The following is a 19,600-nucleotide window of genomic DNA, read 5'->3' on the forward strand; positions in this document are numbered from 1 at the left end:
GTTATTGATTTTAACAATAGGACCACTATTACTTGCAATCAATGCCTTGCCTAAATCGCTTTTAACTCCAACTGAAACTCGCATCTTGAGGAGGCTTGGGTATAGATCTCCTCCCCTACCTTAATCACTGTTTAGTTGCTACTTTTATTACTCACCTGTTTTTTGCGTCTCCATGGCTCAATAGGTTGTGAAAAATATCTCCACCAAACGTATTTCCAAGGGACACAAATAATGATTAAACCAACCCCAATTAGCGATCCTTTTACACTTACAACGCCCGGAATTGGCTCACCTGCCATCCATAGTGGCAGTGCGACAGCAGCCAACCAAACTACTTTCCAAACGATTTCAAATAGCATAATCGGTAGAAATGCTATTGGGCGAAACATGCCGCCGATAGCCAATAAAGCAAGTGTAAATAAAAGCGAATGCCCCACACCTCGCCATGATGTCCACTCAAAAGGTCCCTGTAAAATTGACATCAACTGCCATTTACCAATGACAAACACTAATCCCGCAAAAAATACTCGAAGTCCCCAAGTTTGCCATAGTGGTACTAATGGCGCGTTATTTTGCGTTAAATTGTCTTCGTTTTTAATACTTCCACTTGCAATAACACTGTCGTTATTTGTGATCGATTTACTGTTCATAGCAATAACCTTATTGTTCAAATTTCGCTTCAATACTCGCATGTCGTAAGGCCTGAGGAGCATCAAATTTGAAAATCGATATACGAAAATGAACAAAAACAAGAAGATTATAGAAAAAGAACTGAGTTACTGTAAAATAGCGTCAGAAACAAAGGGAGTAAAAGTTGGAACTGTTAAATCTAGCCCAATTAATTATAATTTTGCTAAGTCTTATATTAGCCATCTTTCATTTTCGCCTAAAAGAAAGGCATCTCTTACACTTTGTTTTTGCGATTTTCTGTGCATCAACTTCTATGTATGTCGCACACAAGTTAACCAATGTTTTTTGGGAACCTTATCACCATTTAATCGGTATGCTGGGAGTTGGCGTCTCTAGTGCATATTGGCTATTTGCTCGCGCTTTTTTCCGAAAAAATAACTCTATTAATCGTCACCATCTAATTTTTGTTGGGTTACTTTCAGCATGTCTAATATTGCAACACCTTTTACTTCTTTCTAAAAAGTTGTGGCTAGCCCATTCAGTTTGGCTTTCCTTATTAACAAACGTTTTAACTGAAATAATTTCGATTTTGTACCCGGGTATGCTCATTCTTATTTTCTGGGAAGGATATCGGGTGTTAAATAGTTCAACTGCATTACAGCGCAAAATGGCAACTATTTACCTATCGTCATTCATTTTTTGCGTTGTCAGTGTCATGTTAATAGGTGCAACTCTTCCAAATGATTTATTGGCTGGCACTGGACGAGACTGGCTCTCGACATTCGCGTTTTTAGTCATACTGATCAGCACTCATGGATTAATACTCTTCCGCCAACAGCAACTTGATCAAAAAGAACAGAACACAGCGCCCTCTGCTCAGGAAGAACCCGCACTAGCCCAACAAATCCAGGCGATTCTGGTTGATGAAAAACGTTATTTGGAATCGAGTTTACGAGTTGCTGACATCGCTCGTGAATTGAACGTGCCCGAATATCGTATCCGTTCTGTAATGCTCAACCATTTTAATGCTAAAAACTTTAACCATTACGTAAATCAAATGCGTATTGAATATGCTAAAACCATTTTGATTGCACCGGATAAAAGTGACTGGCCTGTACTTGTTGTTGGAATTGAAAGTGGTTTTGCTTCTGCCGCTCCATTTACACGAGCATTTAAGGAGTTTACTGGTTTTACACCTGGCCAGTATCGTAAGCAGCAGTTAGAAAACAAATAAGTCATTTTTGCTAGAATAAAACGCTCTTCAACGTTTATATCTCGCTTAAACATCACCATACTTTACAACGTATCAAACCGCACTCGATTTACTATAGGTAAGAACAATGTTGGAGTAGAAAAAAGTTCGAAAAGTGATGCCTAAAGAGTTTAAAGTAGATATGTACCATTGGTTTATTCTGCACGGTCGCTATAAGTGCCCCCCCGTAAACCTAAGTGCGGCAGTTGTATTTTTGAATACTTTTATGAATATAAGACCGGATAATCCTACTTATTGCTCTTCAATCGCAATAGAACCCGTAAATCGGTGTAACCAACCAGCCGCTAGGCTCGGTTTATAGATAAGTTCTATATGCTCTTGGCAACTGTGCTCACATCCCACCACATCGATAATCACTAACCCTGCATTACGGGCAACAAAGTCTGGCACATACGCAAGTGCAATCCCATTGTTAACCAAGGACATCAGCACACTAAACTCGGAACACCGATAGGTGATAGTACGAGGCACTTTATCGTCGCGCCAGCCGTCAGAACCAATGCCTCTTTTGATACCACAAAAGGGCGATACACTCGGACAAGCAAAACCGAATTCACGCAACTGATCAACAGTGACCTCTCCATCTGGAAAGCGTTTGAGCAAAGGGTGCTGAACTGCTGCTACGACTTTAAACTCAGAAGTACCAAGGTGTATGCTTGCAAGGTCCTCTCTGTAGGAACTTTCTTCTAGTGCAAACCGAGTTACCAAAGCTAAATGTGCCTGCCCCGTATTTACCTGCGCAATGGCACGGCCTTCCCAAACCGACTCTACACTGTAATCATAATGTTCTTTGTTTAACCCTAAGGTAAGTTTGGGAATATAGTGCTGAAGTAACAATGAAGGCCCGACCATCTTCACCAATGTTTTATTTCTATCGCCACTAAACTCACTAATTGCTTGCTCTGCTTCATGCACCAAATGTGATGCATAGTGACGAAATTTCTCACCGTGTTGATTGAGCCGAATGTTTCGGCCAACCCTGTCAAAAAGTCGTATGTTGAGCTTGGTTTCAATGCGCTTAATTGTTTTTGAAAGCGCTCCTGCTGTAATGTTGAGCTGTTCAGATGCTGTTTGTAAATTTGATGTCTCAGCAACAATTAGAAATTTGTTTAAATCTTCGGTATCCATTTAATCCATCATTTCCAAATTGGAATCATTAGCAGAATAATTATAGCTTACCGAGACATAAATTACATGCAACAATTTCGCTCATTATATACAAGAGGTGCGATAGAAATGAGCAGTTATCAGTTGAAGCAATGGTTTTACGTAAAACGACCTAATGAATTTGTAGGCACAGAGCACTATGAACTCAGAGAATCTGATTTTAGTCCCCAATTGTCCAAAAATGAGGTGCTGGTAAAGTCTGAATACATTTCTGTTGACCCTTACATGCGGATCCAGCAAGCAGCAACACACTCATGGGAACCACCTCACCCTTTAAACACTGTGCAGGGTGCTGCGGTTGTAGCTAAAGTACTTGAATCAAACAATGACAACTTCCAACCCGGAGACTGGGTGAGCGGATATATTGGCTGGCAAACTCATGCTGTTGTGCACGGCAATGAAATACAGACTATCGATCCTGAACAAGCCGATGTAAAAACTGCATTGGGGATCTTAGGTATGCCAGGCAGAACTGCGTGGTTTGGACTAATGGAAGCTGGCAAACCCAAACCCGGTGAAACTGTACTCGTATCTGGTGCTGCAGGCGCCGTTGGCTCGCTCGTAACTCAGTTTGCTATTAAAGCTGGATGCCGTGTGATTGGTATTGCGGGTTCTGAAGAAAAATGTGAATGGTTAAAAACAATGGGGGTCGATGAAGCACTGAACTACAAGTCGTATTCTTCGGCGCAACAATTGCAAACTAAACTTTTGGAGCTGGGTGGTGTTGACGTGTACTTTGATAATGTTGGGGGCATGATAACAGATGCAGCGTTGACCAGTCTGAATCTGAGGGCCCGTGTTGTTGTTTGCGGCCAAATTTCACAATACAACGGCGGTCTGGATACCCCTGAAGTGGGCCCTCGCTTTTTACATCAGCTTTTGTATAAACGAGCTTCTGTGCAAGGAATATTGGCACGTGATTTTACTCACCGTATGGCAGAAATGATCGAGCATGTTGCCCCTTGGATCAAAACGGGTGAAATAGAGTTCAAGTCCACAGAGGTCTGCGGTTTTGAATATCTGCCGGATACATTAGCTGGATTATTTGAAGGGCAAAACACCGGAAAGGCAATAGTTCGTGTTGTATAATAACGTATTAAGTGTACCAGCCATGAAAAACATAACGCACATCCTTTTCACATTGTTAATATTAACAAGCATGACTTTAGATGCACAAACTTCCCTTAATAAACATGACCTACATGAAAAACATACACGAGTAGGTTCTCATGGCATGGTGTTGTTTACTAATGGCAAGCGTCTCTTTGCCAGTCACTTACCTTTATATCAAGCGCCTCACGATTACCAACTTGTTTATGAAGTAGAAAGTACACATCGCCAGCAATTGCTCGAACACTTAACGCAAACAAATAAAACGACACACGCGCACTATGTGGAAAACATGATAACGCTGCTGCCAGCAACGTTTGACTTAAACACACTTATCGACGGTCAATCTTTTGAGATAGACACTCAGTTTTACCTTGGTCACTTTGAGCGAGGTGGTGAGAAATGGCTGAAGGACAAAAACTTCACATTTGTCCGTCAAATATACAAGCGGCCACTAACAACTTTGCGTACCGCTGGAAAACCAAGTCAAATAGAGTGGCATGTTTTGGATACAGGACCAGATAACAAGCAACTGCTTATCCATCCTATTCAAGCTGCGCCATCGTTTGACGCAATCGTGTTTGGTCATCAATGCCTTGCTAATAGCTTAGTGAATCAGTCCGAATCAATGCCTGATATTGGTACGTTGTATTCTAAAATAAAGCAATGTCAGTCGATGGAAGTGTTGTACTTTGAAATAAGGGATTTTGCCAAATGAAGTTAATACTTGTACTGCTTTCAATTGCTTTATTTTCTTCGGACAATTCATTAGCAAGAGAAAACGATTTTGATAACCGAATGGCTAAACTTGCAAAACACACATGGATTCACGGTTCACCAATGTGTGAGGGTAATAGTGATCCGTCTATAGAAGTTTATCAGTTTTCAGATACAACCTATATACTCAGGCAAAGCAAATGTAGCCACTACGAAGCCCCCTTTATTTACCTATTATTCGGTAAGAACAAGGTTTTTGTACTCGATACTGGAGCGACATCAGATCCAGTTACATTTCCATTGTTTCGAACCATTGAATCCATCGTCAACAAGTTAGCTGAACAAAGAAGGCAGAGTTACGACAATTTATCTTGGTTAGTTGCTCATTCACATGGGCACGGAGATCACATTGCAGGTGATAGTCAGTTTCTAAATCAACCTAATGTATCCCTGATCAAGCCGAACTTGGAGTCGGTCAAGCAAGCATTCAGATTGCACGGCAACAAGTGGCCGAACGTTCATGCTAATGTTGAATTAGGGAATCGTCACCTCACTATTATTGCACTACCAGGACACAAGTCAGATGCAATAGCGGTATATGATAGTGAAACCAAGTGGCTACTTACAGGCGATAGCCTTTATCCGGGTCGCTTGTATGTGAAAGACTGGGAAGCATTTCGCAATAGCATAGCCCGGCTAACTGATTTTGCGCAAAATAATGTCATATCAGCATTAATGGGTACGCATATTGAAATGAAGAATACCCCAGGACAAGATTATGAAATGGGAACGACCTATCAGCCAGAAGAAGCAGCGCTGCCTATGTTCGTTAAAGACCTTAGCCTGCTAAATGAAATAATGCAGAGCAGAATTTCACCATCACGGGTGGTTACAGACCATTTTATTGTTTATCCAATCGATTGATGCCAAGCTAAGTTAGTGATTGCTCAAGCCCTATTGCTAAAATCATTCGACTGGGTGAATTTGAGCAACTGGAATTCGTTTCAAACCGCCAAGCACGAGCATTCCACAATCTACTGTTGTTATCTTTTGGCTGCCCGACAATAGCTGAAGATACACGTATATTCCGTGTGAGCAATCGGGCTATTACAATGGGTAAAAATGTTTAACAGGTTGAAAAAAGCCTCTTAACGTTGTGCCAGCAAAGTTTAAAGTAGACGTACAATACCCTTAAATCATACATGGCCGCTATGTAAGGACTGCTCGCAAACTTAGAAGCGGCTCATGTATTGTTAAATAGTGATGTGAGTTTAAAGGCAAAACTGAATAATGTTTTATGTTTATTCAATTGATGCTTTGATTAGTATATCCCTCAACAGGGCATTATGTTTTTTGAGCTAATGAAGAAAACTCCTTTACGCCTTTTCTCCAATAGACAAACGCAACAACGGAGGCAACCAACGCTAATACAGCTCCAAATTCATCAATGTAATAACTTGAGTTCTCGTTTGTAATGGTAATCGGCGTAAAAACTTTCTGAATAAATATATTAGAAGCACCATGATACATAACAGCAGTCCAGACACTGTCTGTTTTTAACCGGATATAAGCCATGATAGTTCCGCTAGAAATAATGAATAACGTAAAGAAAAATAGTTGATAGTAAATCGATGTATCGCTATTTCCATACAACCCTAAAAAAATCAACGGCCAATGAAACGCTGACCAAAGTATGCCACTTACTAACGCGACCCCTGTAAATGATGTGATTTTAGAAAGCTCAGGAACTAATAACCCTCTCCATCCAATTTCTTCACCTAAAATAGACGGAATTGACATTATGAAGCTGATACATGCGACTAAAATCAAATGAAAAAGAAATATACTTAAATCATTCCATTCGCTTAAGTTATAGCTTTGCTTTTTGTCCGCTAAGAATTCACTGTTGTATAATTCACCGCCCCCCAAAGACCAAATAAGTAAATAAGCCACTGACGCAATAGCAAAGGGTATTAGGTAGCTTTTCCATTGAACTTTCCAACTCCCCCATTTCCAACCCAGCTCAGATAAGCTCTTCTTTCTCACTAAACAAGTTAAAATCGTAGCAGCTCCTACTGACAACATAAGGGGCGTTGCTTGCCCCATTCTAAATATCAGCCAAAATCCTAGGAAGTAAAAAGCAATAACGAAGGCCAAAAATGTGGCGAGTGTAATATAGGTGTTTTTAGTCGCGTTCATATTAGGCGTTCTCATCTTTTTTTAAAGCAACTCGTTTCTTATATGATTGTAAGTGTTCAGGAAAACGCTTGCCAAAAGATTGGTTTTGAAGTGCTGTTATTGCTGAATTAAGCACACTTTGAATATCTACTCCTACTTCGTTAGATAAGTCTTTAAATGCTTGCTCAGCGTCCAAACAATACAAATTTAGTATCTCAGATTTTTCTTGCCCTTTAGGCGTCAAGTGATACAAGGTTCTTCGCTTGTCATTACCATCTTTGATGCCTTCAACTAATTCTAGCTTGAGCATTATTTTTAACCGCTGAGAAACCAACTGATGAGATAAATTTAGTCCCTGGGAGATTTGCATAATAGATGCGCTCTCTACATTAGATAAAAACAACAATGTAGATGAAGCAAAAACAGGAAAACCCATTTCTTTTTCAGTATATAACTCTTCAGACTGGCTTTGTATAAGGCAATGTAAATCAAAAACAGACTTTGCCATAAAAGCATAATTCGATCTTATTTGATTACTAAAATGTGATTCTTTAGTCATGAATTTAATTCTCTTATTCAAATCATAAATATCCGCAAGCACTTGCGAAAGCTATTGCTAATATAGGTAGGTATTACATGTCATGCAAGGAACTATTTGTAACATTATTTAAATTCACACAGTTCCATGCGCCTCAAATATGCAAACTTGAGGTAAACTTCACTTTCTAGTTTTAAAATCTTATGTCTAATCGACCATTAACTAGGACGACCTTATTAACCGTGTATCAAACCGTACCAAGTTTGCTTTGGTAAAAATGTGGGTGTGCTAAAACTCGAAAAGTTTTTCTAAAGAGTTTAACGTTGATGCGCACCACAGGTTAAAAGTAAACAAGCGCTAAGTGTATAACGCCCGTATACTTATATGTGGCGGCTGTATTAATGAAGACTTGTATGAGTTCAAGGATAGAACAGAGTAAATTCATCTTTCAATCTCTGGAAAATCAATTTAAATACATGCTCTTTATACGGATAGGTTTTTTAAGAGCAATTATTAGAACATTTTCAAGCTATTAATTTCACAAGTGTCAATGCTTTGGTTATGCTACTGAGTATTATAAAATTTAATTGCGACACCCCATGTTACCTTTACTTCGAATATTGCTGATAGAGCAAGAGCAAACCACTTTAAAAGAGCTTTCTGCGAATCTTTCCAAAACAATTGCTAATTTTGAGCGAGATGATATTCAAATCGATATCATTGAAAGCCTTGAACTAAAACACGCGTTAGGTTGTGTTGAAGAAGATGGTGATATTCAGGCTGTCGTACTTAGTTGGGATGTACACAACAAGGTCGGTGAACGCACTTATAGTCGATTTATTGAACAATTGAAGGCTGTTCGCTTAGAATTGCCGGTATACGTTATCGGCGACGATACTAATGGGCTGGAAATTGTAAACGAATCAGAAGAAATCGAGTCTTTCTTTTTTAAAGATGAAGTGATTTCAGACCCTGAAGCTATTTTAGGGTATATGATCAATGACTTTGATGACCGGTCGGAAACGCCATTTTGGACAGCGTATCGTCGTTATGTAGGTGAATCGAACGACTCGTGGCATACACCGGGTCACAGTGGTGGTTCTAGCTTTAGAAACTCACCTTACATCAAAGATTTTTACCAATTTTATGGTCGCAATGTTTTCGTTGGAGACCTGTCTGTATCCGTTGATTCATTAGGTTCATTATCCGACAGCACCAACACAATTGGCCGTGCCCAAGAGTCCGCTGCGGCTACATTTGAAGTAAAGCATACTTACTTTGTTACCAATGGGTCATCAACTTCAAATAAAATCATCTTGCAGACATTACTACGCAAGGGTGACAAAGTGATCATCGACCGCAACTGTCATAAATCTGTGCATTATGGCATTTTGCAATCGGCCAGCTTCCCTATTTATTTATCGAGTGTGTTAAACCCTAAATATGGCATTTTTGCACCACCGTCATTGGCCGATATTAAACAAGCGATTGAACAAAATACCGACGCAAAACTATTGGTACTCACGGGCTGCACATACGATGGTTTATTGAGTGATCTAAAACAAGTCGTGGAGTTTGCCCACCAACATGGCATTAAAGTGTTTATCGACGAAGCGTGGTTTGCCTATTCATTATTCCACCCTAGTTTGCGCTATTACTCCGCTATTCATGCCGGTGCAGATTATGTCACTCACTCTGCTCATAAAGTAGTGTCGGCGTTTTCTCAGGCGTCTTATATTCATGTAAACGATCCCGATTTTGATGCTGATTTCTTTAGAGAGATTTACAGTATTTACGCCAGCACATCGCCTAAGTATCAGTTAATCGCATCGCTTGATGTATGCCAAAAACAGTTGGAGATGGAAGGCTATAAGTTACTTAATGCTTTGTTAAACCACGTAGAAGAATTTAAACAACAGATGGCGTCACTCAAGCATATTAAAGTGTTAGGTAAGCAAGACTTTATGAACATATTCCCACACTTTAGTGGTGACAACATGGGTCATGATCCGTTGAAAATTCTCATCGATATTAGTCAGTTGCCTTATTCATTAAAAGATATTCATAAATTTTTGCTGGATGAAATAGGCCTCGAAATAGAAAAGTACACGCACAGTACTATTTTGGTATTGCTGACACTAGGCGGCACACGTTCGAAGATTATTCGTTTATATAATGCATTGAAAAAGCTCGACAGTGGTAAAGTGAAGTTGGCAACATCGACCAGACGCTCTAGCTTACCAGAGAGTTTACCCGCAATAGACCTGGCGTGTATTCCAAGTGACGCTTTTTATGGCGAGCGTGAGTCAGTACCCATTAGCAAAAGCAACAATCGCATTTGTGCAGGGTTAGTCACCCCCTACCCGCCAGGTATTCCGCTTTTAGTTCCTGGTCAGCATATCACTGAGGAGCATATAGAATATCTAAAAGAGTTAGCTGGGCAAGGGTTAACGATTCAAGGCAGTTTCGACGGCGAGATTTATGTTTTAAAGGCCAAGTCAAACAAATAAATCACCTCAATTATTCCAGCAGCAATGTCTGTTTCATTGCTGCTGCGTCTATAGCAGTTTAATTTTTAGAGTAAAAAGTAAGCTAAAAAATCGTTTGGTACGTAAGGTATAATAATAAAAAATTTTTTATGAAATTTACAATGTACAAAAATATTAGTTTATTTACTTTTGGGACTCTAGCCCTGTGCCTTACTACACCCGTTCTCGCTGATGATCGAGGAGAAGTACGAAAACGTCTAGAACCAAAAGGTTTTTTATATGGCTTTGGCTTAGGTGTTAAGCAAGAACTTTATAAAGGATATGACCGACGGGTTATTCCTTTACCAATATTAGGGTATAGAGGTGATAGGCTCTCTGTATTGGGCCCTTTTGTTAGCTATGATGTATTGAACCAAGATGGGATTAAGTTATCAGCTCAGGCGTCACCTCGATTTCAAGGTTTTGATAGCTCAGACAGCGATGTTTTTATTGGAATGGACGAAAGAGACTTTTCATTTGATGCTGGTTTGGGAGTTAAGTATGAGCGTAATGATTGGAATGTAGGTTTATCGTCTATGTTTGACGTACTTAATAAATCCAATGGCTACGAGCTAAAAGCATCACTTGGGCGTGCATTTAAAAGCGGTCCTATTTTTTATGAGCCTACAATTTCAGTTAGTTATCTTGATGCTAATCATGTGAATTATTACTATGGCGTGAGAGATTATGAGGCAACAACGTTAAGACCGGCTTATAAAGCTGACAGCGCTTTAAACACGACGATCGGTTTTTCAGTTGCGACACCAATATTCTTTGACGGATTCACTCGTTTAAGTGTTGATTATACATTAAGTGATTCAAGTATAACTGACAGCCCACTGGTTGATACTGACAATAGTTTGTCACTACGCTTATTGTTCTCGCGCTTTTTTTAAGCGTGAGTGCTAAAAATTCACTTTAGGAGTAACCTTGTTACCCTAAGGTTTCACCTGATTTTGCACTAAGCAGTAATTAAAACAGAGTTTTAGCTTTGGCAATGTCAAACTAAGTTAACCGTTAATTATATTATTCTTCATGTTTGCGTTATTGGGAATCTATGTAATTATTGAACAACGGTTCCGTTACTCTTAAAGGTGCTCATAATTATCATGAATCGCTTATACTTGATTGCAATGTTGCTCTTCTTTAATCCGGCGGCTTTTGCAACTAATGATTCACGCTCTTTAACGTGGGGATATGTAAATTTTGCACCCTACCATTACAGTGAAAACGAAAATGTAGCAGGGGTTATTGCGCAACAAGTTAAGTACATATTTAATGATGCAAAGTTAACATATTCCGCTGTAGAACTGCCCAATAAAAGAGCTAAGTTATACATCACACAAGGTAGAGTCGATTTTTCTACAGTAATCGAAAGCTTTATTTCTACGCCTAATGATTTTTTGAAAAGTAACTTGCCAATCTACCGGATTGTATTAGGAGCTGTATGTTTAGATGATTCACTAAACATAAAAAAATTAAATGATCTAAAGCAACTCAGGTTAATTTTATTGTCTGGGTATACCTATGGCACACAAAAACAAATTAATGAGCAAAGCGGCTATAATATAGAGCTTCACGCGCAAAATCATGATAGTGCAGTAAAGGCACTTAAATACAAAAGAGCTGATTGTGTTTTGGGTTATGAATCACCGACTCGCGTTGAACAAGCAAAACATGCTGATTTAAAGCTGACATTCTATAAAATTGATGAGTTTCCCGTCTATTTATATTTAAATAAACAGGTAAAGAATGCTCCACATATTATGGATACAATTAACCAGCATATAAACCGTCAAATAACCCCACCAGCGTTGCTTTAAAAGCGTAATATATAAAGTACTCTCTATGAGTTGATATTTTATAAATATTCTTTTATGTTCGAGTACCTTCATTCACATATTCAAAGTTAATATTTGCAGTTGAATGGGTAACTCAACCTAGATACGTGCTTTAAATCAGACAACATACACTTTTTTGAGTATGTAAATCTAACCAAACTCAGTGAAAAATCGCCATGAATAAATTAAAAAGTAAAAAAGCAATTACACTTATGCGTATAGCTGCTGCCGTTGTTACTATTATGAGTATTTACTTTTTCGCGCCATGGAAGTTTGCTGTGTATTACTTCTACCCATTGCCTACTTCAATTGAACAACAGGCAGCGCAGGCTGTAGAGCAAGGTTTGGATGGCATCATTGTTTACGTTCATAAGCAAGGTGAAAAGCATCAACTTTATGCCCAAGGTTGGCATAATAGGCAACTTGCCATCCCAGCTTATCCATCTGCACTATTTAAAATAGGCAGTATACGAAAGCTTTATGACGCAGCGGCTTTAACTAAGCTTGCAGCCATTGGACGTATTGATATAGATAAAACACTGGCTGACTATCTTCCATCATTAATTGGTCGCATTGAAAACGCAGATAAAATTACATTGCGAATGATGGTAAAGCACAGAAGTGGCATACCCAATTACACAGACACCGATAATTTTGATTGGTCAATCACCTACCCTGATCCACTTGCATTAGTGCTCGATGAACCCGCGGACTTTAGCCCTGATGCTGATTATGGCTATTCTAATACTAATTATTTGTTGCTGCGAAAAATTATGTCTAACGTACTGGGTTATGATCACAACCAATATATTAAAGATGAAATTTTAACGCCACTGGGCCTAACGAACACGTTTTCATCAGTGCATGAAATTAATTTAGTAGATTTAATGAGTGGTTACTACGTAGGTTATGAGAATGACTTTAAAGCACTCGATCAAGGCTACGTGGCAACCGCACAAGATGTAGGCGACTTTCTTATTGCTTTAAACAAAGGCACTTTTTTCGACGAACAAGAGCAAGCTTTGTATACATCGCTTTATAAGTATGAACACACGGGTTGGGTGTTAGGGTATTCAAGCATTGCTCGTTATTATAAGGATATCGATACAGTCGTTGTACAGTTTATAAATACTAATGGCGATGATACTGTGATGCTCACAGAAATAATTTATAATCGAGTGATTGATATTTTAACAGCGCAGCAGTAGTCGTTACAAAGTAGCTGCGTTATCAAAATTTATGAAATTTTAAGAGGGTTTAAATGCGTTTACTACACACCATGTTACGGGTTGCTGATCTAGATAAATCAATTGCGTTTTATACTCAAGTGCTCGGTATGAAAGAGTTACGCCGTGCTGATAACGAAGAGTACCGCTACACCCTCGCCTTTGTAGGATACGGTGATGAAACTGACACGACAGTACTTGAACTAACCTATAACTGGGATACCGACAGCTACGATTTAGGTAATGCCTATGGTCATATCGCTATTGAGTTTGATGATATTTATAAAGCCTGTGAAGATATTAAGGGCGCTGGTGGTAACGTTAGCCGTGAACCAGGCCCAGTAAAAGGTGGCACAACAGAAATTGCGTTTGTAAAAGATCCAGATGGCTACTCAATTGAACTTATTCAGAAAAAAGAGAATATGAATAAATTTTAGTAAATTTATTTAATAGGTTTACTAACCCCTTTTTAATTATCTAAGCTCAACTCTGATACGATATTAAAAAAGGTGCTGTATGCACCTTTTTATCGTAACTGACTGTCTTTACTGCCACGCCGATTAAGCCCTTTAGAAAGCGCGCCTTTACCCTCTAAACCAGCTTGGCAGCTTACACAATACTTAACCCCTGGTAACGCAATTCTTCGCGCCTGTGGTATTGGTTCATCACATTCTTCACATAGCTCGGCACTGGCTCCAGAAACTAAATTACTTCTAGCATACTGCACAGCGTCATTAACACTTGCGTCAATTTGTTCTTGAATTGCACCATCGCGTGCCCATCCACTTGCCATAAATCCTCCTAATAAAGTTGGATATTCGGGTTAAGGCTAACAAATGGAATGTTTATAATTACTGAATATAAATAGTCCGAAATAACAAACTTAACAATGTGACTTGTAGAAAGGTATGACAATTAAAACAACTTGCAATGAGAAAGCCGCTAAAGAATTATACCTTTAAAGCCATACGTTACTCATTTTTTGATTTTCACTTATCACAAGGTAAATATAAAATCGTGTTATAACTTTCTCATCATACAAATCAAAGCCTACTAGCTTTTATAACAAATCTGTAATTGTGGCAGATAAGCTTTTCTAAAAAACAATTGTTACTTAAACAGTAACTCTCCCTCAACGTTATTAAATGTTAGTTTTTTTAGCTTTTCAAACCCTTCCGTTTGGAAAAAATTAATGTGCTGTTCTTGGGTCACAAATACAGCCATGCCTGTTGCCTGAGCATTACTTTTTACTAAATCATCAAGACCACGTAATAAATAGCGACCAAGCCCCTCTCCTTGAAAATGAGGGTCAACGGCAATAAAGGCTAAAAAATAGTAATTACCTTGCTGTTTGAGTGCATCACGAATGGTTTGTTCTTTTTCAATCAATTGGTTTGTCTGTAAATAACCCGCGCTTAACATCAATTTTAAACGCCAGTGCCAATACCGCTGTGCCTGCAGTTGGCTGCTTGATTCAAATACACACGCGACAGCTTTGAGCCTGTTATTTTTGTACAAACCAATGAGCGGTTGTTTTTCCTGCCAAAATGTACTTAGCTCTTCACGTATTAACGCTCGTAATTTTTTTTCATAGGCTGCCAACTCATCTTCTGAGTAGTTAAGCATTTTCTGCAGTATTGGATCATCATGGTACGCTTGATAAATTAAACTTGCTGCAATGCTAATGTCTTCAGCAGCAATATACTGTACGTTAAATACATCGTCTGGCGTGATAGTTGTCATAAGTTATCCTTACTGTACCAATTTCGTTAAAGCGAACTCGATTTATGAGTGAGATGTTCAAACAGGTATTTATGTATTTAAAGTCACCGAATAAAGTGGCTTTATAATAGTTACTTTTTTGCCGTAGGACGCGATCACTCTTTCACTATAATTGGTATTGGCATTATTGATTATTTTTATGTTGTTACTTATAGGTATATTCCGATCTGTAACAAAACGCAAATTCAGCGGGAGTTAAACTGCAAAAGTGCACCATATTTACGCTTGTGTTGTCATGCTGTCAACATTGAGCACACATAAGTAAATTGATACTATGCACATGCACGCACTACTGCGCCTCATACAAACCTAAGAGTCTTTTAATTACATGAATTCAGTTGTTCTTGATGCTATAAAAGCCCTTCTTGAAGAAGGCAAAACTCCCACTGTTGCATTGACTAAAAATAGGTTAACTCAGCCTGTTCCGATGCCGGTTATAATTGCTGCTGTTAGTCAGTACAAGAATAACCCTGATTCAATTCATAGCCTGACAAAACAACCTACTGAACAAAACAACCCTTGTGCAGACCAAAAACAACTTGATCGCATTGAAGCTAAACTAGATACATTGTTAGCCTTACTTAACAAAAATTAATTGGACTATGCCATGTTTGTTGTTGATTTAACATTTGACTGCTACCAAGATACGACCCTTGAAAATGCTGAGCAAGCTATAATTCGATTAGTAAATGCTTTGCGCTTTAATGGTCAAATAATGGGGGAAGAATTCCCTACCGTTTTAAAAGATGGTTATTTTATTACTCGGGTAATGTGCCCAACTGATGACGCTATGCATCCGTTAAATCACAGTCCATTTGTCAAACACAGTATTGATAAGTTACATGATGCTGGCTTATTGGCACCAAAAGTAAAAGTAATAGGGCAAGATATTCACTCTAACGGCGCTGATGCATGTCATGAACCTTCGTCATATATATTATATACCACGTATGTTCACACATGTAGCCCGCTTTATTGTGGTGATGACTTTTTACCTATTCCGTTATTTAATATTCCAGCCATTGCAAACGGGGATTATAAAACCCTTATTAAATGGCAAGAAGATTGGCAAGCATGCGACCAAATTCAAATTAATGGCGCTACGCGGTGCGAGTTCCCGGCGCTGGATGAAATATCAAACATAGAAAGCGATTTATCTCGGCGTGGAAAAGACATCGCTAAACGTATTAAATTTTTAACTAAAAAACCAGTTTACTACTACTTATACCGAGTAGGAGGGAAAGATGAAGCCTCTGAGTTAGCGCGAAGGTGCCCCAGCTGCGACAGTGATTGGAAGCTACCTGAGCCGTGGTTTGGTTTATTCGATTTTAGGTGTGAACCATGCGGCTTAGTATCTAACATTTCATGGGACTTTCAATAATAAATTTCGCGGAGTGAATGATACTCCGCTAATATTTTTTAAACTTTAAGTGCTTTTATAAACGCTTCTAGATTTGGAGCTAGTACGTGGTGAGGTTTTTTACCCACGTATTCCAAACACACTTCACCACTTTCAACTAATACTGTAACAAGCAAGTCCTCTTGCTCTGTTAAGCCTATGAACACGCTGGGTTGTTGCTTTAGCTTGCGTTTCATTAATACATGACCGGTGATATTTTGCTGAAGTAAGTCAAAGTCATCGTCACTCCAAGCTTGTAATAACTCTACTTTATGGTCTTCAATTATCGCAACAATGCCGCCGCCAAAAAAAGACCCATAATAGTCTGAAAGTTCCTCAGGAAACGTTAAATCAAGCGCGCTAGCCAAATCAGTCAATGAGCCTGATTCACTACGACGAACAGCTTGCCACTGGATCTGCCCATGCTCATTGGTTTCACCCACTTCACATGGACTAGGCCAGCTATCATCCTGCTCTATGAGTGGTAATTTGTTGGTTTTCTCTAGGGTGTGTTGTGCAAATTCTTGATGAAGTTGCTCTAACTGGGTAACAATAGACATACTGCGAAACTCATTAGCTTTAGGTATAATGAAGCCATTGTAACTACAAAAGACGCAACATGACAGATTACAGCAACTCACCCGAACTAAAAGGCAGCGTACTTGGCCAATCAACCGAGTATGTAGATACCTATACACCTAGCTTACTTTTTCCTATCGCTCGAAAGCTTAACCGTGATGATTTAAATATCGACGAAGCACAGTTACCTTTTAAAGGACAAGATATATGGACTGGCTACGAAGTATCTTGGCTAAATAATAAAGGAAAACCGATGGTTGGCGTCGCGTTATTTGAGTTTCCTTGTCAAACTAGCCATATCATCGAATCAAAGTCATTTAAACTGTATTTAAATAGTTTTAACCAAACCCGATTTGATTCAGTTGATAAGGTTAAAAGCACATTAAGTAATGATTTATCTGTAGCTGTTGCAATGCCTGTAAAGGTTACTTTGTATAGCCCAGATGAATACAACTGCTTACCTTGCACACCTTTACCTGGTGTGTGCATTGACGATTTAGACATTGAGATCGATAGTTATGACTTAGATGCTCAAAGTCTCAAAAGCGCATCTGATGAGTGTGTGACCGAAACACTTCACAGCCACCTACTAAAATCGAATTGTTTAATCACTTCACAGCCTGATTGGGCAAGTATCATTATTCGCTATTCGGGTGAAAAAATTTGTAAAGAGTCGTTATTGCGGTATTTAATTTCGTTTCGTACTCATAATGAATTTCATGAGCAATGCGTAGAACGTATTTTCTGCGACTTAAATACTCAGCTAAAGCTATCAAATTTAGAAGTCTATGCTCGTTATACTCGCAGAGGTGGCTTAGACATTAATCCGTACCGCTCTACAAGTAATAACACAGTGCCATTTAATGTAAAAATAAACCGCCAATAGCTGTTAACTTAAACTAACCCCATGCATTTGGGGTTAGCGGGAAACACGTCGTGTCGGGATAGGCATTGAACATACATCAATGTAACCTGGTGATTCAACAAACCACGCTTCACTGCGATTTTTGCGGGCCTCGATCAGTGCTTTAAATGCAGCGGATTCAGTATGCATTACTTCAAACTGGCTGTCGTCATCTTTGGCGATATCATTTAATACCTGCACATCAGTAATAGGATTAAATGTTTTCCCGTTAGTTGGCAGCCTGTCCAATCGGTTAAAGTACTCCATCCCCTCTAAAACACGACCGAAAACTGTAATATTCCGATCCAAATAACGTTGGCTATTGCCTATTGTGGTGTAAAACTCAGTCCCCCCACTATCAGTTTCATTCCCTCTGGCCATAGCAAAAATGCCGTGGCAATGAACTTGCCACGTTTGGGTCTTTGTCTCATTTTGAGCCACCGCAAACCCATTTAAAAAACCAGTAATCGGGGCATAGCCGTCACTTTTATCAAGCTCGGTAATCATCAGTGGTTTTGGGGTTTTCAAATAAAACTCTGCAGGTATCTTTTTATTGGCTGTTTTTATGAGTTTTTTACCGCTTGCATCACCACCTTGCGCCACAAAGCCTTCAACAAAACGGTATATGTTTAAGCCTTTATAAAAGCCCTCCTTAGCTAAGAGTTTAATGTTCTGAGTGTGATTTGGTGCTAAAAGCGGGTTTAACTCAATATAAGCGTCACCCATTGGTAACGATACTTTTAGCACATTACTCGGATCAACTTGTCGCCACTGTGATTGTTGTGCTTGCTCAATAATGGCAGCTGCACTGGGCTGCTGAGCATTAATTAAAGGCGAATGAAATAATAAAGAGGTTAAAATAGTAACAACAAAGTGTTTACGCATGACAAAAGCTTATTAGGTTTTTATATAGGTTATTGCTTTAATTTATTTTTATCAAGCCAATAATGTGCTTCGTGGATAGGCGCACTGGGGGGCAATAATGGGTTTTTAAGCTCAATGATACGGCGACTACCTAATTGTGCTTGCTTAATGACTTGTGAAAAATGTTGATTAAATAGCGCTTCAAATGAACCATCATCAATCGCTTTTAATAAACCTGACTCTATTAACTTATGCAGCTTCAAATTATTTTTAGCAACAAAAAAGTACACAGCACTTGGGTATCGAATAGCAATGTATTGATCACCAACAACTTGCTCATTGTGTAAACTTGCAAGGTCGAATATTTCAAAGGGTAAAGCGTCAAAACGGCCACTGGTAAGCATATTAAGTGGGTCTGCTCCTTGCCCATACGTAATAGTCTTTAAATCGTTACTTTGAAAAATAGCAGTATCAGGCCAATCTTGGCGTAAGCCAAATGTAAAAGGGCTCAGCTGCCCAGAATGTGTAACATTTGAAAAAAGATCTTTTCTTGTATTTTGTATTAATGCAATGCGATACCCCATCAACCCCTTTACAAGAGGAATTAATATCGCTTTTGCTCTTTTCTCAGACGAAGGGCTGGTGACCGTCCAAAAAACATCAATGCCATCTTGTTCACCTAAAAGGCGTATCGCACGAGTCTGCGACGGTATTTTGTCAATTTCAATTGGTTTGATGGTAATGTCTGATTTACTTAGTACTAATTTAAGCAACTCTGTAATATATGGGTGCCCTCCCGCAGTATAGCGGACTGTTAACGCCTCGGCTGCAGTCATAAATGGCATTAATATGCACCCAATAATT

At 39.0% G+C, this 19,600-nt stretch carries 21 protein-coding genes; 12 read left to right on the top strand and 9 right to left on the bottom strand.

Translation table 11 applies throughout. The features are described 5' to 3' along the window. Positions 1-131: 131 nt before the first annotated feature. A complete protein-coding gene (locus CSC79_RS10905) occupies positions 132-650 on the bottom strand; it encodes a hypothetical protein (RefSeq protein WP_099295844.1) in 519 nt (172 codons plus the stop codon). Positions 651-1,264: 614 nt separating this feature from the next. On the opposite strand from CSC79_RS10905, the gene CSC79_RS20090 reads away from it, so the two are divergent. Next, positions 1,265-1,864, top strand: a complete 600-nt coding sequence (locus CSC79_RS20090; protein WP_180270419.1) for a helix-turn-helix transcriptional regulator — start codon at positions 1,265-1,267, stop codon at positions 1,862-1,864. 270 nt (positions 1,865-2,134) lie between these two features. Here CSC79_RS20090 and CSC79_RS10920 read toward each other — a convergent pair whose 3' ends face one another. Further along, complete coding sequence (locus CSC79_RS10920; RefSeq protein WP_099295846.1) at positions 2,135-3,031, bottom strand: LysR family transcriptional regulator; 897 nt, start codon at positions 3,029-3,031, stop codon at positions 2,135-2,137. 108 nt (positions 3,032-3,139) lie between these two features. On the opposite strand from CSC79_RS10920, the gene CSC79_RS10925 reads away from it, so the two are divergent. Genes CSC79_RS10925 through CSC79_RS10935 form a run of 3 tightly spaced genes read left to right on the top strand, consistent with a single transcriptional unit; the run spans position 3,140 to position 5,821 of the window. After that, positions 3,140-4,159, top strand: coding sequence for an NADP-dependent oxidoreductase (locus tag CSC79_RS10925; protein WP_099295914.1), 1,020 nt, complete (start codon positions 3,140-3,142; stop codon positions 4,157-4,159). A gap of 22 nt (positions 4,160-4,181) precedes the next feature. Further along, on the top strand, positions 4,182-4,898 hold the full coding sequence (locus tag CSC79_RS10930) for a hypothetical protein (RefSeq protein WP_143483827.1): 717 nt from the start codon (positions 4,182-4,184) through the stop codon (positions 4,896-4,898). After that, complete coding sequence (locus CSC79_RS10935; protein WP_099295848.1) at positions 4,895-5,821, top strand: MBL fold metallo-hydrolase; 927 nt, start codon at positions 4,895-4,897, stop codon at positions 5,819-5,821. Before CSC79_RS10930 ends, CSC79_RS10935 begins: the two co-directional genes overlap by 4 nt. 420 nt (positions 5,822-6,241) lie before the next feature. On the opposite strand, the gene CSC79_RS10940 is transcribed toward CSC79_RS10935, so the two are convergent. Both CSC79_RS10940 and CSC79_RS10945 read right to left on the bottom strand, forming a co-directional pair. Continuing rightward, complete coding sequence (locus tag CSC79_RS10940) at positions 6,242-7,096, bottom strand: CPBP family intramembrane glutamic endopeptidase (protein ID WP_099295849.1); 855 nt, start codon at positions 7,094-7,096, stop codon at positions 6,242-6,244. 1 nt (position 7,097) lies between these two features. Beyond that, positions 7,098-7,634, bottom strand: a complete 537-nt coding sequence (locus tag CSC79_RS10945; RefSeq protein WP_099295850.1) for a MarR family transcriptional regulator — start codon at positions 7,632-7,634, stop codon at positions 7,098-7,100. Positions 7,635-8,212: 578 nt separating this feature from the next. Here CSC79_RS10945 and CSC79_RS10950 point away from each other — a divergent pair. The 5 genes from CSC79_RS10950 (at position 8,213) to gloA (ending at position 13,645) form a co-directional block, all read left to right on the top strand. Continuing rightward, the gene (locus tag CSC79_RS10950) at positions 8,213-10,123 is read left to right on the top strand and encodes an aminotransferase class V-fold PLP-dependent enzyme (RefSeq protein ID WP_099295851.1); all 1,911 of its coding nucleotides are present in this window, start codon (positions 8,213-8,215) and stop codon (positions 10,121-10,123) included. 140 nt (positions 10,124-10,263) lie between these two features. After that, a complete protein-coding gene (locus CSC79_RS10955) occupies positions 10,264-11,037 on the top strand; it encodes a MipA/OmpV family protein (protein WP_099295915.1) in 774 nt (257 codons plus the stop codon). Positions 11,038-11,250: 213 nt separating this feature from the next. Then, positions 11,251-11,964: a transporter substrate-binding domain-containing protein gene (locus CSC79_RS10960; RefSeq protein ID WP_099295852.1), complete on the top strand. Its 714-nt coding sequence runs from the start codon at positions 11,251-11,253 to the stop codon at positions 11,962-11,964. 194 nt (positions 11,965-12,158) lie between these two features. After that, the gene (locus CSC79_RS10965) at positions 12,159-13,190 is read left to right on the top strand and encodes a serine hydrolase domain-containing protein (RefSeq protein ID WP_099295853.1); all 1,032 of its coding nucleotides are present in this window, start codon (positions 12,159-12,161) and stop codon (positions 13,188-13,190) included. Positions 13,191-13,243: 53 nt separating this feature from the next. Next, positions 13,244-13,645 carry a lactoylglutathione lyase gene (gene gloA, locus CSC79_RS10970; RefSeq protein ID WP_010388396.1) on the top strand — a complete coding sequence of 134 codons (402 nt, stop codon included), beginning with the start codon at positions 13,244-13,246 and terminating at the stop codon, positions 13,643-13,645. Between the two features lie 89 nt (positions 13,646-13,734). Here the strand turns inward: gloA and CSC79_RS10975 are convergent, their stop codons facing one another. Then, positions 13,735-14,001 (bottom strand): DksA/TraR family C4-type zinc finger protein, encoded by a 267-nt coding sequence (locus tag CSC79_RS10975; protein ID WP_099295854.1) that lies wholly within the window; start codon positions 13,999-14,001, stop codon positions 13,735-13,737. A gap of 317 nt (positions 14,002-14,318) precedes the next feature. Beyond that, positions 14,319-14,951 carry a GNAT family N-acetyltransferase gene (locus CSC79_RS10980; protein WP_099295855.1) on the bottom strand — a complete coding sequence of 211 codons (633 nt, stop codon included), beginning with the start codon at positions 14,949-14,951 and terminating at the stop codon, positions 14,319-14,321. 367 nt (positions 14,952-15,318) lie between these two features. Between CSC79_RS10980 and CSC79_RS10985 the strand changes: the two genes are divergently transcribed. Together CSC79_RS10985 and CSC79_RS10990 are read left to right on the top strand one after the other, a co-directional pair. Further along, complete coding sequence (locus CSC79_RS10985; RefSeq protein ID WP_099295856.1) at positions 15,319-15,585, top strand: hypothetical protein; 267 nt, start codon at positions 15,319-15,321, stop codon at positions 15,583-15,585. Between the two features lie 12 nt (positions 15,586-15,597). Further along, positions 15,598-16,371 (top strand): Zn-ribbon-containing protein, encoded by a 774-nt coding sequence (locus CSC79_RS10990; RefSeq protein WP_099295857.1) that lies wholly within the window; start codon positions 15,598-15,600, stop codon positions 16,369-16,371. 38 nt (positions 16,372-16,409) lie between these two features. Here the strand turns inward: CSC79_RS10990 and syd are convergent, their stop codons facing one another. After that, positions 16,410-16,949, bottom strand: coding sequence for a SecY-interacting protein (gene syd, locus CSC79_RS10995; RefSeq protein WP_099295858.1), 540 nt, complete (start codon positions 16,947-16,949; stop codon positions 16,410-16,412). Between the two features lie 59 nt (positions 16,950-17,008). Here syd and queF point away from each other — a divergent pair, with 59 nt between their 5' ends. Then, positions 17,009-17,854, top strand: a complete 846-nt coding sequence (gene queF / locus CSC79_RS11000; RefSeq protein ID WP_099295859.1) for an NADPH-dependent 7-cyano-7-deazaguanine reductase QueF — start codon at positions 17,009-17,011, stop codon at positions 17,852-17,854. 33 nt (positions 17,855-17,887) lie between these two features. On the opposite strand, the gene CSC79_RS11005 is transcribed toward queF, so the two are convergent. Both CSC79_RS11005 and CSC79_RS11010 read right to left on the bottom strand, forming a co-directional pair. Continuing rightward, positions 17,888-18,757, bottom strand: a complete 870-nt coding sequence (locus CSC79_RS11005) for a peptidylprolyl isomerase (RefSeq protein WP_099295860.1) — start codon at positions 18,755-18,757, stop codon at positions 17,888-17,890. A 29-nt stretch (positions 18,758-18,786) separates the two neighbouring features. Next, positions 18,787-19,581: a transporter substrate-binding domain-containing protein gene (locus CSC79_RS11010; RefSeq protein ID WP_099295861.1), complete on the bottom strand. Its 795-nt coding sequence runs from the start codon at positions 19,579-19,581 to the stop codon at positions 18,787-18,789. Positions 19,582-19,600: the final 19 nt, after the last annotated feature.

This window comes from Pseudoalteromonas sp. 3D05 (assembly GCF_002723455.1).
In the GTDB taxonomy this organism is placed as follows: domain Bacteria; phylum Pseudomonadota; class Gammaproteobacteria; order Enterobacterales; family Alteromonadaceae; genus Pseudoalteromonas.